This is a genomic window from Arthrobacter sp. 210 2 (assembly GCF_059093025.1).
Genome location: NZ_JBNHIE010000002.1, coordinates 458808 through 472340, shown reverse-complemented (window position 1 = coordinate 472340; position 13533 = coordinate 458808). Strand labels below are relative to the sequence as shown.

Genomic DNA, 13533 nt, shown 5'->3' with positions numbered 1-13533 from the left:
GCCCCGGCTCACCTTCCGGCCACTCCTCCTGCCACGACGCCTTCAGGTGGGTAGGCCAACGGCGGGCGTGGTTCGGCCACCAGCTTGAGGCCCGGCGGAAGCCCTTCGATGCTGCCTTCGGTTCCGGAGGCGTTGATGGTCACCCTGGCCGAATCCAGGAGGACGTTTTCCGCCCTGAACGTGCCGACGGCCTCCGGCAGGATGGGTGCAAGATGGACCACCCCGCGGGTGAAGACGGGATCGAACCGAAGCAGGATCCGCGCCAGCTGCACCGGGGCCGCCGCCGCCCACGCCTGCGGGGAGCAGGCCGTGGGATATGGCACAGGGCCGGGGAACTCGCCGCGGTCAAAGCCGCAGAAGAGCTCGGGCAGCCGGTTGTCGAAATGCTCGGCCGCGTCGAAGATCCCCAGGGCCACGCGCCTGGCCTCGTCCACGAATCCGTAGCGCATCAGGCCTGTGGCCACGAGCGCCGTGTCATGGGGCCAGACCGAACCGTTGTGGTAGCTCACGGGGTTGTACGCGCCCATGTCGGACGCGAGCGTGCGGATCCCCCAGCCGGTGAACATCTGCGGCGACATGAGGTGCTCCACCACTGACGGCGCCTTGTCCTCGTCCACGATGCCCGTCCACAGGCAATGGCCGATGTTGGACGTCAGGGCGTCCACGGGACGCTTGTCCTTGTCCAGGGCGACGGCAAAATATCCTTTGTCCGGCAGCCAGAACTTCTCGTTGAATGCGGTCTTCAGTTCTGCGGCACGATCAGCCCAGTGCTGCTCCAGGTGCGCGTCGCCGCTCCACCGTGCCAGCAAGGACCTGCCGATGTAGGCGCCGTACACGTAGCCCTGCACCTCGCACAGCGCAATCGGTGCCTCGGCCATGGTCCCGTCCGCAAAGTTGATGCCGTCCCAGGAGTCCTTCCAGCCCTGGTTCACCAGGCCGTGGTCGTTGGGGCGAAGGTATTCCACGAAGCCGTCGCCGTCACGGTCGCCGTACTTCTGGATCCATTCCAAGGCCCGGTCGGCATGCGCTATCAGCGGCTGGACCACATCCCGGGACAGGCCCCAGCGGCTGAGCTCACCCAGGAGGGCCACAAAAAGCGGCGTGGCGTCGGCGGTGCCGTAATAGGCCGTGCCGCCCAGCGAAAGCCCGGCGGTGACACCGAGCCGTACCTCATGGGGGATGCGCCCCGGCTCTTCCTCCGAGTCCGGATCCACTTTCTTCCCCTGGAGCCCCGCCAGCGTCTGCAGCGTGCCGGCCGCGAGGTTCGGGTCCACCATCAGGCTCATGTAGGACGCCAGGAGGGAATCGCGGCCAAACAACGCCATGAACCAGGGCGCCCCGGCGGCCACGGCAGCACGTTCGGGGTGGTGTGCATCGAAAATCCGGAGCGAGCCCAGGTCGATCTGGCTCCGGTTCAGCAGGTCCTGCAGCCCGGTGTCCGCCACATTGATCCGGGGAACGCCTTCTTCCCAGTCCAGGTGGCGGCGGACGCCTTCGCGGTGGTGCGGAAGGCGTCCTTCAGTGAAGGGGTCCGCCGGCGCCTTACCGTTCACCAGCGGAACCACGATGACGCTGGTGGTCCACTTGCCACGGGCCGGGATGGTGACGTGGAAGCGCAGGCCGTCCAGGCTGGCCACCCCTTCGCGTGCGCCGACGGCGGTGCCGCGCTGCTGCCCGTGCCGGACGGCCTGGATGACCAGCCGGCCGTCAACCACTTCGCGGGTGGTATCGGCCGGGCCGGTGGTGCGGCCGCCCTTGACGTCGAAGAGGTCCGCCTGGTCCGCGTCCACCAGCAGTTCGATGTCACACTCCACCGGCTCCGCTGCATAATTTTCCAAGGTGATGTCATCCTGGAGCCCCGGACCGATGTGCCGTGTCTGGCGGACCACCAGCGGGCTGTCGAAGCGCCCGTCCGGCCACTTGGCCCGCCCGACGAACGTGGCCGCGAAGGGCCGCGACCGCTGGGCCGCCAACGGCTCACGCAGGGAGCCGTTGATCCGAAGGACCCAGTGGGAAATGATGCGGGTGTCCTGGAAAAAGGCCCCGTTCGTGCCGCCTTCGGAACTGATGTCCCCGTTCCCGGCCGAGATGCAGAACGAGGATCCTTCCACCACTGTCACGGACCCTGACTCGGATGCGCCAGCCTCGGTATTGGCATTCCATGCGGTCACGGAAGGGCTCCCTTCTCAAACGACGGGATGCTGCCGGCCATCCGGCAACATGTGCGGCCCTTAAAGATTCTGGTGCACGCGCGCCGCATCCGGAAGCCCCGTGGGCATACTCCCTTCAATAAGTTCGGTGAAGAGCTGCAGGTGGTCGGACACCATGCGCCCGGCGCTGAACCGCTCCTCTACCGCTCCCCTGCACGCCGCCCGGTCCAGGGCCTCCGCGGCCTGGACGAAGTCCGCCAGTTCCCCGACATCGCCCAGGTAGCCGGTGCGGCCATGGTCCACGATTTCAGGCGCGGAACCGATCAGTGTGCCCACCACGGGAGTTCCCGTGGCCAGCGCCTCGATCATGACGAGCCCGAACGGCTCGGACCACTGGATGGGGTTCAGGAAGGCCAGCGCTTCACCCATCAGCCGGTACTTGGCAACATTATCTACTTCCCCCACGAAGTCCTCGTTTGGCCCCAACAGGGGCTCAATGACGTCGTGGAAATAGCGAATCTCCTCCGGCTCCCGCATCTTCACCGCGATGCGCAGCGGCATGCCTGCCTGGCGGGCAATCATGATGGCTTCAAGCAATCCCTTGTCCGGGCAGGCCCGGCCCACAAAGCACAGATAGCCGCCCCGGCCGGTCCCCACGGGCACTGACTTCAGGTCCATGCCGTGATGGATGACCCTGGTAACAGGCACCCCCGGAGCGTGCGACGCCTGGTCACGGGAAATGGCGATGATGGCGGACCGCCGCGCGATGGCCCGGTAGATGTCCACCGCGTTCGAATTCAGTGGACCGTGGATGGTGGTCACCAAAGGAGTTTCCTCCGGCCGGTGCAGGTACAGCGGTCCGGCAAGCGTGTGGTCGTGGATGATGTCAACGTCCTGCAGCGCCTCGTGCGCCCGGATCACATGGCTGAACTCCGAAATGGTAAGCCCCATCTCTTCCCCGGCCGAGGGCTGCATGCCGGGCACCAGGGGCACAGGGCAGCTGCTGTCCGAGGGCGCTGCCAGTAAAACCTCATGCCCCGCGGCGGCGAAGCCCCTGGCCAGGGTGTCCACCACCCTTTCAGTTCCGCCGTACGTTGACGGGGGCACAGGTATCCATGGTCCTGCAACCAGTCCTATCCGCATTCCTGGCCTCCAGGTGGTGACAGGCCGGGCTCCCCAGCTGGCCGGGCATATTTAATCGCGGACCTGTTCCGGCCCGCGGTATATCCGCTTCGTATGTCGTCTGCTTAACCTAACTCTGACTATTGCCCACGAACCACCGCGCCACAAGCCCTACTGTGGGGTATCTAACATGTGGTGGCCGGAATGGCTGCCGGGCTTGCGAGGTTGTTCCCAGCATGAAGATTGAGATCTGGTCAGACGTCGCGTGCCCGTGGTGCTACATCGGCAAACGCCGCTTTGAGGCCGCCCTGTCCGCCTTCCCGCACAAGGATGCGGTTGAGGTGGTGTGGCGCAGCTACCAGCTGGACCCAACCCTTCCCGAGCACTACGACGGCACCGAGCTGGAGTACCTGAGCACCCGCAAGGGGATGGCTCCGCAGCAGGTTTCGCAGATGTTCGACCATGTTGCACAGCAGGCCAGGGGCGAGGGCCTGAACTACCGATTCGATTCGGTGGTGGTGGCCAACAGCTTCACCGCACACCGCCTGATCCACCTTGCGGCCGCACACGGCAAGCAGGATGCTGCCAAGGAGCGCCTGCTCAGCGACCACTTCGAGCACGGCAAGGACATCGGCAGCCGGGAGTACCTGGCGTCGCTTGGCCGCGGCCTCGGCATCGATGCCGAGGAGGTGGACCAGTTGTTCACTACGGACAAGTACGCCGACGACGTCCGCTTCGATTTCGAGGAGGGCCGGTCCCTGGGTATCAGCGGCGTCCCGTTCTTTGTCATCGACCGGAAGTTCGGCCTGTCCGGCGCCCAGCCAACGGAGACGTTCACTGCGGCACTGAACCAGGCCTGGCAGGACGCCAACCCCCTGGTGCTGGTCAACTCCGGCGAGGGTGACGCCTGCGGCCCGGACGGCTGCTCCGTCTAGCAGCCGTTTACTGACACATCGCGGTAAAGTGTCTGTATGCCCCGGATCTCAGCGGCCAGCAATGCCGAGCAGCGCGCGGACACCCAGCGCCGCATCCTGACGGCCTTCGGCGAACTCCTTTTCTCCCACGGCCTGCCCGGCCTGACCATGACGGACGTGGCGCGGCACGCCGGAGTGGGCCGTACCGCGGTGTACAACTACTACGCGGACATCGAAGAGCTGCTGATCGCGTATGCCCTGGAGGAGACTGAGAAGTTCCTGACGGAACTGCGCGACTCCCTCAACCGCCTGGACAACCCGGTGGAACAGCTGGCCCTGTACGTGCGGGCCCAGGTGGTGGACCTCAGCCGCCGCCACCTGCCGCCGGGCCCTGCCATGGGGGCCGTGCTGTCGCCGTCGTCCTTTGCCAAACTCGCGGACCACGTGGGCGAGCTGAGCGTGCTGCTGCAGGGCATCCTGCGCGCCGGCATGGAGCAGGGCTACCTGCCGGCAGCGGACATCGGCCAGCAGGCGCAGCTGATCCTTGGGACGCTGTCCTCCAGCGCGGCCAGGGGCAGCGATGAGCCGGAGGAGCTGGAGGCGCGCGTCGCCAGGACGGTGCGGTTCATCCAGCTGGGTGCCGGAGCCAGGTTCGACGACGCCGGCCGCCCCGTCCGCCTCGCCCCGCTTCCCGCCGTGGCCGGCTAGCGATTTCTAGCGGGTGGGCGCGGCGGACGGGTTGACAGGACGCTTGTCGTCGTCGGCAACGCGGCGGCTTTCCCGGGGGCAGCTGAGCTGGCCAGGGGTCTGGTCCACCAGGTCCGGCGGGGCGAGGGCGGCATAGTCCTGGGAGAGGATCACGTCCACGCTGCCGTCCGTCCTGCCGTCCTGGAAGTAGTCGGAACCGGGCAGGTTCCGCTGGACGCTGAAGGCCGCAGACTGTCCCGCAGCCCCGGAGATCACCGCCGCCACACCCCGGTAGCCGGCCTCTGTATTGGACACGGCGCCCACCACGAATTTCCGGGCCAGAAACTCGTCCGCCACCGAGCGGGCCAGCCCGGGCCGGCTGGTGGAGTTGTACACATTGAGGTTGATCTGTTCAGGCGGGGTGTAGTCGAACGTTCCCGCAGGGCAGGTGGACACCGTTTCCTGGGCAGATTCGGCGGTGGGGATGGCCAGTTTCCCGTTGATGATGGCCAGGGCGGCGATGATGCCCGCGGCGATCAGGCCGATGAGGAGCACCAGGACCACGCCGTGCAGGACCCGGCGGCGCACCCGGGCGGCATCGTCCGCGTCCTGGGCGGCCTCTTGAAAAGTGGCGCGCAGCTCGGGGCCGCTTACAACGTGGTGGCCGTGCAGGACGCTCGGGTCCTTCGGCCGTTTCCTAGCCATCGAGCACCAGGACCCGGGCGTGGATCGCGGTGCGCTGGTGCAGGGCGGTCCGGACTGCGCGGTGCAGGCCGTCCTCCAGGTAAAGGGTTCCCTGGTACTGCACCACGTGCGGGAAAAGGTCGCCGAAAAAGGTGGAGTCCTCGGCCAGCAGCGCTTCCAGGTCCAGGGTGCGTTTGGTGGTCACCAGTTCGTCCAGCCGGACCGGCCGCGGCGGCAGCGAAGCCCACTCCTTGGGCGTGCTGTAACCATGGTCGGGGTAAGGGCGGCCCTCGCCCACAGCTTTGAATATCACCATGCCACCCTAGGCATCCCGCCGGCCCAGCGAAAGTGCCCAGCCCTGCCGGCGGCAGGTTGTAGCCAAACGGTGACCATCCGCCACACGGGGGCGGCTTTCGGCTGTCCGCTCCGGGAGTTTCTGGCCCTGCTGACAGAATGGAGGCATGACAGCATCCGAGTCCCCCGCCATTTCCCTGCCCGGCGTCCGCCTGCCGTCCTGCCCGCCGCTGGCGCTCCTGCTCGACGTTGACGGGCCGGTGGCGAGCCCGCTGACCCGGGACGTCAAACCGGAAATCATCGCGGACCTGGTAGCCCTGGCGGCAGCAGGAATTCCGGTGATCTTCAACACCGGCCGCTCCGATGCCTTCATCCGGGAACAGGTCATGGAGCCCATGATCGAAGCCGGCATCCCCACCGGCACCATCATCCACGCGGTCTGTGAAAAGGGTGCCGTGTGGTTCAGCTACACCTCGGCCGGGCCGGGGCCCATCCATGTGGACCGGGACCTGGCCGTGCCCGCAGCGTACGGGGACGACATCCGCCGCCTGGTGGCCGAGGACTACGCCTCACACATGTTCTTTGACGAAACCAAACGGGCCATGGTGTCGGTGGAGCAGCACATCGATGTGCCGAGTTCTGATTACCTGGCCGAACAAAAACTTTTCGACGCCGATGCCATGGAGCTGATGGGCCGCCACGGGCTGGGGGTGGTCCGGCTGGACCACCATGCCCCGGACTCCGACGACGAGGTGGACTACCGCGTGGACCCCACCATCATCTCCACCGACATTGAATCGGTGCGGCTTGGCAAGGACCTTGGAGCCAGCCGGGCGGTGGAGCTCCTCGCGGCGCAGGGCATTACGCCGGAGGCCTGGCGGACGGTGGGCGACTCCCGCACGGACTACGCCATGGCAGACTGGCTGCACCACAACGACCATGCCGTGAAGCATGTGGATGTCCGCCCTGCGGACGGCGTCCCGGACAAGCCGTATGATGTCCTCACTGCAGCGGATCTGGGACTCGAGGCAACGATCATCCACGACGACGCCGGCGGCGCCTTCCTGCGCAGCTGGCGGGAGGCGCTGGGCGCCTAAGCCCTGCCGGCACCGGGCCGGATGCACCGGCCGAAACATGCCGTTTCCCACGCGCGGCTATCATGCAGGTAGGAAGGCTTACTTTGACCAGCACGGAGACAACCATTACAGAAGCACCGGTTCAGGACGAGGTTTACTACGGCGGCCAGGCGTCCGTAGAAGAACAATTTCATTCAGAGGTAACGTCAGCAGCTGCTGTACAGCGCTTCAGGCTCCGCCCGGACGTCATCCGGCACAAGGGCCGCTATGCCGTCATCAATGACAACAGGACCCCCTACCAGGCCATGGTGGAGGACCTGCTGTTCCTGCGCAACGTGCTGGCGAATGCGGGCCTGGCCTACCTCCTGGTCCGGGGCAACAATGACCGCCCTGTGATCGCCCTGGACTGGAAGAACCGCAAGAAGCTCCGGGCGGCCCTGGTGGAGGCGTGCCGGGACGAGCCCTTCTACTCCATGACCGTGGACGCGAAGAAAAAAACCTCGGTACTCGTCGCGGACGGCGAACTCTCGTCCAACCGGCAGGCGCGGATCTTCCGCCTGTACCGGCCGCGGGTGGAGCCCGTGGGCGGCTTCGAATTCGGCGCCTCAGCCGGTGTGCAGATCGAACTGTGGTCCTTCGAAGGGGAGGAACTGATCCTTCCCATCGAGAACTCCCTGACCCGAAGGACCCTGCTGCGGCAGGACGCCGTCCGCGGCACGGTGGAACGCTACGGCCACACCTGGCCGACCATCGAGAACATGTTCGCCGACCATGCAAGCGACATCAGCTTCGACATCGACCTGGTCTTCTCCTGGGTAGACGGAAGCTCCCCCGAGTACATCGCCGCCCGCCGCGCCCAGCAGAAGGACGTGGTGCTGGGTGAGGGCGACGACCACGAAGCCCGCTTCCGGCAGATCAACGAACTGAAGTACGCGCTGAGGTCCGTCTACATGTTCGCGCCGTGGATCCGCCGCATCTTCATCGCCACGGACTCCCCCGCCCCCGCCTGGCTGGCAGACCATCCTTCGGTGACCATCGTGCGCAGCGAGGAGTTCTTTGCCGATCCCTCCGTGCTGCCCACGCACAACTCGCAGGCCGTGGAGTGCCAGCTGCACCACATTGAAGGCCTCTCGGAGCACTTCCTGTACTCCAACGACGATATGTTCTTCGGCCGCCCGGTCAGCCCGGACCTGTTCTTCACGCCGGGCGGGATCACGAAATTCATTGAGGCGGAGACCAGGATCGGCCTTGGGGAGAACGCGGCCGAGCGCAGCGGGTTCGAGAACGCCGCCCGGGTGAACCGCAAGCTGCTGTGGAACCGGTTCGGCCGGATCACCACACGCCACCTGGAGCACTGCGCTGCACCGCTGCGCCGGAGCCTGGTGCGCAAAATGGAGCAGGAATTTCCGGAGGAGTTCCGCAAAACGGCTGCCAGCCGCTTCCGTGCCGCGGACAACATTTCGGTCACCAACTCGTTCTACCACTACTACGCGCTGCTCACCGGACGCGCGGTCACGCAGACCGCCGCGAAAGTACGTTACGTGGACACCACCATGCGGACCGGGCTCAACTATCTTCCGAAGCTCCTGTCCAAGCGGAACGTGGACTTCTTCTGCCTCAACGACGGCAGCTTTCCTGAAGTGAGCGCGGACGAGCGGGCCGCGCTGGTCACCGACTTCCTGGAAAAGTACTTCCCCATCAAGGCTCCCTGGGAAAAGTAGAGCGGCGTAAGGCAGAGCCTCACACAGTGCGCCTAACGCTGAAGGCCTGTCCCCGCGGGGACAGGCCTTCAGCGTTAGGCGTTCCTAGCGGCCGGAGGACGCACCCACCCGGGCGCTGCTTGGCTGCTTCGCTGTCTCGGGGATCCGGATCCCGGCGGCGGCCAGGCGCCGCTCTGTCTCCTCCGGGGCAACGTACTCGCCCACCGTCGTCGAACTGCCCAGCGGGACCACCGAGTGGACGATCGTGTGCTCGTAGACGTGCACCAGGTTGAAGGCCTGTCCGCTGTCCTGCCCGCGGGTTCCTCCAACCGGCACGTTCAGGTCCTGCGTGTAGCAGGTAGCCGAGGCCACCGAGACGGGAATCCCGGCAAACGTTGCCGTGGTGGAGTAGTGCAGGTGGCCTGCCAGGATGGTGCGGACGTCGGAATTCCGGACCACTCCCGCAAGGGACGACTGATCCCGCAGTTCGACCAGCACCGAGAGGTCCAGGACGGACGGGACGGGTGGATGGTGAAGGGCCAGGATGGTTCCGTCCGGCGCAGGTGTGTCCAGCTCCCGGCCCAACCACTCCAGCTGCGCGTCGCTGAGCTCGCCGTGGTGGTAGCCGGGCACGGAGGTGTCCAGGGTAATAACCCGGAGCCCGTTGATGAAGTAGCTGTTGTCCACTGGGGCATCATTGCCCGGCTGGTCCAGCAAACCCGCGCGGAAGTTGGCCCGGTTGTCATGGTTGCCCATCGCCCAGATCACCTCCGCCCCCAGGTCCTCACAGGCGGGTTCCACGATGGCGCGCAGTTTCACATAGGCCTCGGGGTGGCCCTTGTCCGCGAGATCGCCGGTGAAGATCACGGCCTCCGGCTTCGCCCCGGACGCTTTGACTTCTTCGAAGAGCTGGATGAGGCGCGCTTCGCTGTCAACGACGCCGTACAGGGGGTCCGGACCTCCCAACAGGTGGGGATCGCTCAGGTGGAGTAGGAAGTGGCGTGGCCGGGGATGCTCGGCCTCGATGTGCTCCATTGCTACCTCTGTGGTCGGTGGGAAACGGCGCTTCCCTGGTACCCTTCAGTAATATTTATCCAATCAGACATTTGGCAAACTTTGGGCAAATCGCCGTAGCCGATGTGGAAAAAAATGAAAGAACTGCGCTTTTGAGGGCCGGATTCGGGAAAGCGCCGGTTTTTCAGCCGAGAGCCCTTTCGATGGCGTCGATGACCTCAGCCGAGTCCGGCTCCACAGTGGGCGCGAACCGGTCCACCACCTGCCCGTCGCGGCTGACCAGGAACTTTTCGAAGTTCCATTTCACCAGCCCCGGCAGCAGCCCGCTCTTGAACTTGGTGAGCTCGGCGTAGAGCGGATGCTGGCCCTTGCCCCGCACATCCGACTTCACCGTCAGCGGGAAGCTTACGCCGAAGTTGCGCTGGCAGAACTCAGCGATCTCGCTGTCGCTTCCGGGCTCCTGCCCCGCGAACTGGTTGCAGGGCACACCCAGGATCTCGAAGCCGCGGTCGCGGAATTTTCCGTAGAGCGTCTCCAAGCCGGTGTACTGCGGTGTGAAGCCGCAGTTGGAGGCCACGTTGACCACCATCACCACTTTGCCCCTGAATCTGCCGAAGTCGGTTTCGGTTCCGTCATTGAGGGTCAGCGGGACCCGGTACAGCTGTGCCAATGGTTGCGTCCTCAGGTAGTTGTCCACACGGGTAATTCGTTGCCAACCACTCAAGGTACTGTTCCGGACTGAGAGTTTCCTGGGCAATTCTTCTGGCTTCGGCGTCCGGCACCGGGGCTTGGCCCCCCGTCGTCCCGGCATCGGCTACTGTCCCGGCCGCCGGGCAGGTTTCCGGCACCGCCGGTTCCCCTGGTGCAGCGGGCGTGGCCGATGGCTGTGTGGCCGTAGGTTCCGGCGAGGGCGACGGCGTCGGCTGGGTCGTCGAAGGTGTCGGCGTCGGCTCAGTCGGCGTAGGAGTAGGCGTCGATTGAGTCGGGGTAGGTGTTGGCGACTGCTCTGTCGGCGTAGGCGTAGGCGTCGGCTCAGTCGGCGTAGGTGACGGCCCGGTCGGTGACGGGGACGGCTCAGTCGGGGTCGGTGACGGCCCAGTCGGCGTAGGTGACGGCCCAGTCGGCGTAGGTGACGGCCCAGTCGGCGTAGGTGACGGCCCGGTCGGAGACGGCTCAGTCGGGGTCGGCGACGGTGACGGCCCGGTCGGAGACGGCTCAGTCGGGGTCGGCGACGGTGACGGCCCGGTCGGAGTAGGTGACGGCCCGGTGGGCGAAGGTGACGGCGAAGGCGCCGGTGCCGGTGCGGCAATCGAGGGAGGCGGTGCTGGCGGTGCCGTCGGCGACGACGCGGGAGCCGTCGTCGCCGACGTCTTTGCCCCGACACCTCGCAGCAGCGGCACAACGCCGTGCTTGTCCGGGATGGTCCAACTGGTTGGGGTGTCAGACGGCGAGCCTGCACCTGGCGCGTACGACGTTTGCGCAGGTCCGGATCCCACGAGGGCACGGAGCGGAATCAGGCCCCAGTTGAGGGGGCTGGTGTGCGTGCCGTCCAGGATGGTCTCAAAGTGCAGATGGCACCCGGTAGACCAGCCGGTGCTGCCCACGCGGGCGATGACCTGTCCCACGTGCACCGTGTCCCCGCTGCGGACCGCGACGGACTCGAGGTGGTTGTACGTGGTGATCAGGCCGTTGCCATGGTCAATCTCCACGCGGTTGCCGCCGCCCCAGGGATGCCACCCGGCGGCACGGACCACGCCGGAGTCAGCAGCGTAAACCCGCGTTCCGCAGGGAGCGGCATAGTCCTGGCCCAGGTGGAATTCTCCCGGTTCACCCGTCAGCGGGCTCACACGGAAACCGTAGGGCGAGCTGGCGTTCAGCAGCTCCAGGGGTGCCATCAGGTAACCCGCCGGCGGCCTGCCAATTCCGTTGAGCCCGACTGACGCTGTAAGTGCCCATTCCGGACGGGAACTGCTGACGAGCGTCCGCGGGAACGACACAGCAATGTGGGAGTCCGTGAGTACGGCGGGAGCCAGTCCCCCGGGCTTCGGGTTGAACGGAGATGAAAGCCCGACATCATAGGAGGGCCAGTTTGGTCCGGTGCCGGAGGCCACCGCGTTGCCCGAGACACCGCCGGCCTGGGTGCTGGACGGCTCGAGCACCTGGGATTCCAGGGGACCGCCGGACACATTCAGTGCGCCGATGGATACCGCCAGCGCGCCGGTAACTGCCAGCGCCCGCGCCGCGGCAACACCGCGACGCCTGGCGCGCCTGTTCTTGGCCATTCCTGAATGCTTGCCCAATTTGACCCCAAAAATTTGGCCACCCGCACTCTGTCTTGACGGGTAAGTTCTATCTGAACATATGGGCGTAACCATGGGAAAACCCTTGGGCCAAAGCTTGTGGATATTTGGGGGACGCAACTGCCTGCGCACCGGCCCATGGGACAGGGGTATGGGCGACAATGGGCTATGCGCAGTTTCCTCCGGAAATGGCAGGACGAACTCAAGAAGACCTTTACGGGCAAGGCCGATGCGCCGCCGGACTGGGCGTTGCGGCTGGAAGAAGGGGATGACCCTGGCTACCACCTGCCCGGCTCTGCGGTCTGGGCCGTCCACGGTTCAATGTCCCCCATCGTGGCGGGAATCCGGACGCTGCTGATGCAGTCACTCCATCCAGGCGCCCTGGCCGGGGTCCATGAACACTCGAATTTCCGCGAAGACCCGTTGGGCCGGCTGGCCAACACCATCCGCTGGATCTTCACCGTCACGTACGGCTCGAAAGGGGCGGCTGAGGAGGCCTCACGCATGGTCCGCCGGCTGCACGAGCCGGTCCAAGGAAATTACAGCGACAATCAGGGAGCGGTGCGCAGCTACAGCGCCAATGACCCCGAACTTGCCAGCTGGATCCACATTGCCTTTACGGACGCTTTTCTCACGGCCCACAAAATTTGGGGCGGCGCCATTCCCGGCGGACCGGACGCTTACGTCAGGGAGTGGGCGCAGGCGGGCAGGCTGATGGGCGTGCCCCAACCGCCGCTCACCGAGGCGGAGATGCGCCGCCAGCTGGACCGCTGGTATGAAAACGGCGACTTGCGCGTGGACGGGCGGGTGGCAGAAACCGTGGAGTTCATCCGCAACGCGCCACTGCATCCCTTGCTGCGCCCCGGCTACCGGATCCTGTTCGCGGGAGCCGTGTACAGCCTTGAGCCAAGGTACCGGCAGATGCTCGGGCTGGATGTTCCACGGCTGGGCCCGTTCCCGCTGCCGGTGAAGTTGGCCACAAAAGCCGTTCTCGGCGTCGTCCGCCTTGCCCTCGGCCCACGGGGACCCAGCGAACTGGCCGCCCGGGCCCGGCTGCGGCGCCTGGGCGCTCCAGTGGCAGACGAGGGATAACCCTTGCCCCAGGAACGGTGTGGACATAGCCAGGATCCGGCAGCGGCTGCAAATGCAAGAACCCGGCCCCACTATGTGGGACCGGGTTCTTAACCGGCGGAGAATGGGGGATTTGAACCCCCGAGGGCGTTAACCCAACACGCGTTCCAGGCGTGCGCCATAGGCCGCTAGGCGAATTCTCCAGCTGCTTCTGAATCAAAAGCAGATACTAGAGTACCTGATGTTTCGCGCATCGCCCAATCGGCCGATTACACGCCCTTTTCGAATCCGCGGCGCCCGGTTTCAGCCGGACCTTCCTGCGGCTTAACGCCGAAATGGACGCCCCCAACGCGCCCATTCCATTGGTACCCCGTTGAGCTGCCGGGTCCGGCCCCGTTCAGCCAGGCCACACAGCTCACAATCAGGAGATTGCCCCAATCGGTGTACATACCCATGATCGTGCGTGGCGAAGGGATTGGCAATGGAAATCAGGGGAATCCACTAAAGCTTCGGGCACGATA

The 13533-nt window shown here is 65.8% G+C and carries 12 protein-coding genes, 1 tRNA gene and 1 pseudogene; 5 read left to right on the top strand and 9 right to left on the bottom strand.

The features are described 5' to 3' along the window. Positions 1 to 8 precede the first annotated feature (8 nt). Positions 9 to 2171 carry an amylo-alpha-1,6-glucosidase gene (locus tag AC5RWA_RS06670; protein ID WP_494056992.1) on the bottom strand — a complete coding sequence of 721 codons (2163 nt, stop codon included), beginning with the start codon at positions 2169 to 2171 and terminating at the stop codon, positions 9 to 11. 60 nt (positions 2172 to 2231) lie between these two features. Beyond that, complete coding sequence (locus AC5RWA_RS06665; protein ID WP_494056991.1) at positions 2232 to 3293, bottom strand: glycosyltransferase family 4 protein; 1062 nt, start codon at positions 3291 to 3293, stop codon at positions 2232 to 2234. 215 nt (positions 3294 to 3508) lie between these two features. On the opposite strand from AC5RWA_RS06665, the gene AC5RWA_RS06660 reads away from it, so the two are divergent. Further along, positions 3509 to 4207 carry a DsbA family oxidoreductase gene (locus AC5RWA_RS06660; RefSeq protein ID WP_115526164.1) on the top strand — a complete coding sequence of 233 codons (699 nt, stop codon included), beginning with the start codon at positions 3509 to 3511 and terminating at the stop codon, positions 4205 to 4207. Between the two features lie 36 nt (positions 4208 to 4243). After that, positions 4244 to 4894, top strand: coding sequence for a TetR/AcrR family transcriptional regulator (locus tag AC5RWA_RS06655; protein WP_079598135.1), 651 nt, complete (start codon positions 4244 to 4246; stop codon positions 4892 to 4894). Positions 4895 to 4900: 6 nt separating this feature from the next. On the opposite strand, the gene AC5RWA_RS06650 is transcribed toward AC5RWA_RS06655, so the two are convergent. Both AC5RWA_RS06650 and AC5RWA_RS06645 read right to left on the bottom strand, forming a co-directional pair. Then, the gene (locus tag AC5RWA_RS06650; RefSeq protein WP_494056990.1) at positions 4901 to 5578 is read right to left on the bottom strand and encodes a LytR C-terminal domain-containing protein; all 678 of its coding nucleotides are present in this window, start codon (positions 5576 to 5578) and stop codon (positions 4901 to 4903) included. Then, positions 5571 to 5870: a type II toxin-antitoxin system VapB family antitoxin gene (locus AC5RWA_RS06645; protein WP_009358464.1), complete on the bottom strand. Its 300-nt coding sequence runs from the start codon at positions 5868 to 5870 to the stop codon at positions 5571 to 5573. The genes AC5RWA_RS06650 and AC5RWA_RS06645 overlap by 8 nt, the downstream gene beginning before the upstream one ends. Positions 5871 to 6018: 148 nt before the next feature. Here AC5RWA_RS06645 and AC5RWA_RS06640 point away from each other — a divergent pair, with 148 nt between their 5' ends. Together AC5RWA_RS06640 and AC5RWA_RS06635 are read left to right on the top strand one after the other, a co-directional pair. Beyond that, entirely contained in the window at positions 6019 to 6948 is a 930-nt protein-coding gene (locus AC5RWA_RS06640; RefSeq protein ID WP_494056989.1) for a Cof-type HAD-IIB family hydrolase, read from the top strand. Positions 6949 to 7010: 62 nt separating this feature from the next. Beyond that, a complete protein-coding gene (locus AC5RWA_RS06635) occupies positions 7011 to 8648 on the top strand; it encodes a stealth family protein (RefSeq protein ID WP_079598139.1) in 1638 nt (545 codons plus the stop codon). Positions 8649 to 8732: 84 nt separating this feature from the next. Here the strand turns inward: AC5RWA_RS06635 and AC5RWA_RS06630 are convergent, their stop codons facing one another. From AC5RWA_RS06630 to AC5RWA_RS06615, 4 genes and pseudogenes are all read right to left on the bottom strand, one after another. Continuing rightward, entirely contained in the window at positions 8733 to 9662 is a 930-nt protein-coding gene (locus tag AC5RWA_RS06630; RefSeq protein WP_494056988.1) for a phosphodiesterase, read from the bottom strand. A gap of 163 nt (positions 9663 to 9825) precedes the next feature. Beyond that, entirely contained in the window at positions 9826 to 10311 is a 486-nt protein-coding gene (locus AC5RWA_RS06625) for a glutathione peroxidase (RefSeq protein ID WP_104443525.1), read from the bottom strand. A gap of 545 nt (positions 10312 to 10856) precedes the next feature. Continuing rightward, positions 10857 to 11069 carry a hypothetical protein gene (locus AC5RWA_RS06620; protein WP_494057082.1) on the bottom strand — a complete coding sequence of 71 codons (213 nt, stop codon included), beginning with the start codon at positions 11067 to 11069 and terminating at the stop codon, positions 10857 to 10859. A 113-nt stretch (positions 11070 to 11182) separates the two neighbouring features. Beyond that, a pseudogene (locus AC5RWA_RS06615) lies at positions 11183 to 11536 on the bottom strand (M23 family metallopeptidase); the annotation flags it as partial. Positions 11537 to 12109: 573 nt separating this feature from the next. Here AC5RWA_RS06615 and AC5RWA_RS06610 point away from each other — a divergent pair. After that, entirely contained in the window at positions 12110 to 13033 is a 924-nt protein-coding gene (locus AC5RWA_RS06610) for an oxygenase MpaB family protein (RefSeq protein WP_494056987.1), read from the top strand. Between the two features lie 97 nt (positions 13034 to 13130). Here AC5RWA_RS06610 and AC5RWA_RS06605 read toward each other — a convergent pair. Beyond that, positions 13131 to 13215: transfer RNA gene (locus tag AC5RWA_RS06605), tRNA-Ser, on the bottom strand. Positions 13216 to 13533: the final 318 nt, after the last annotated feature.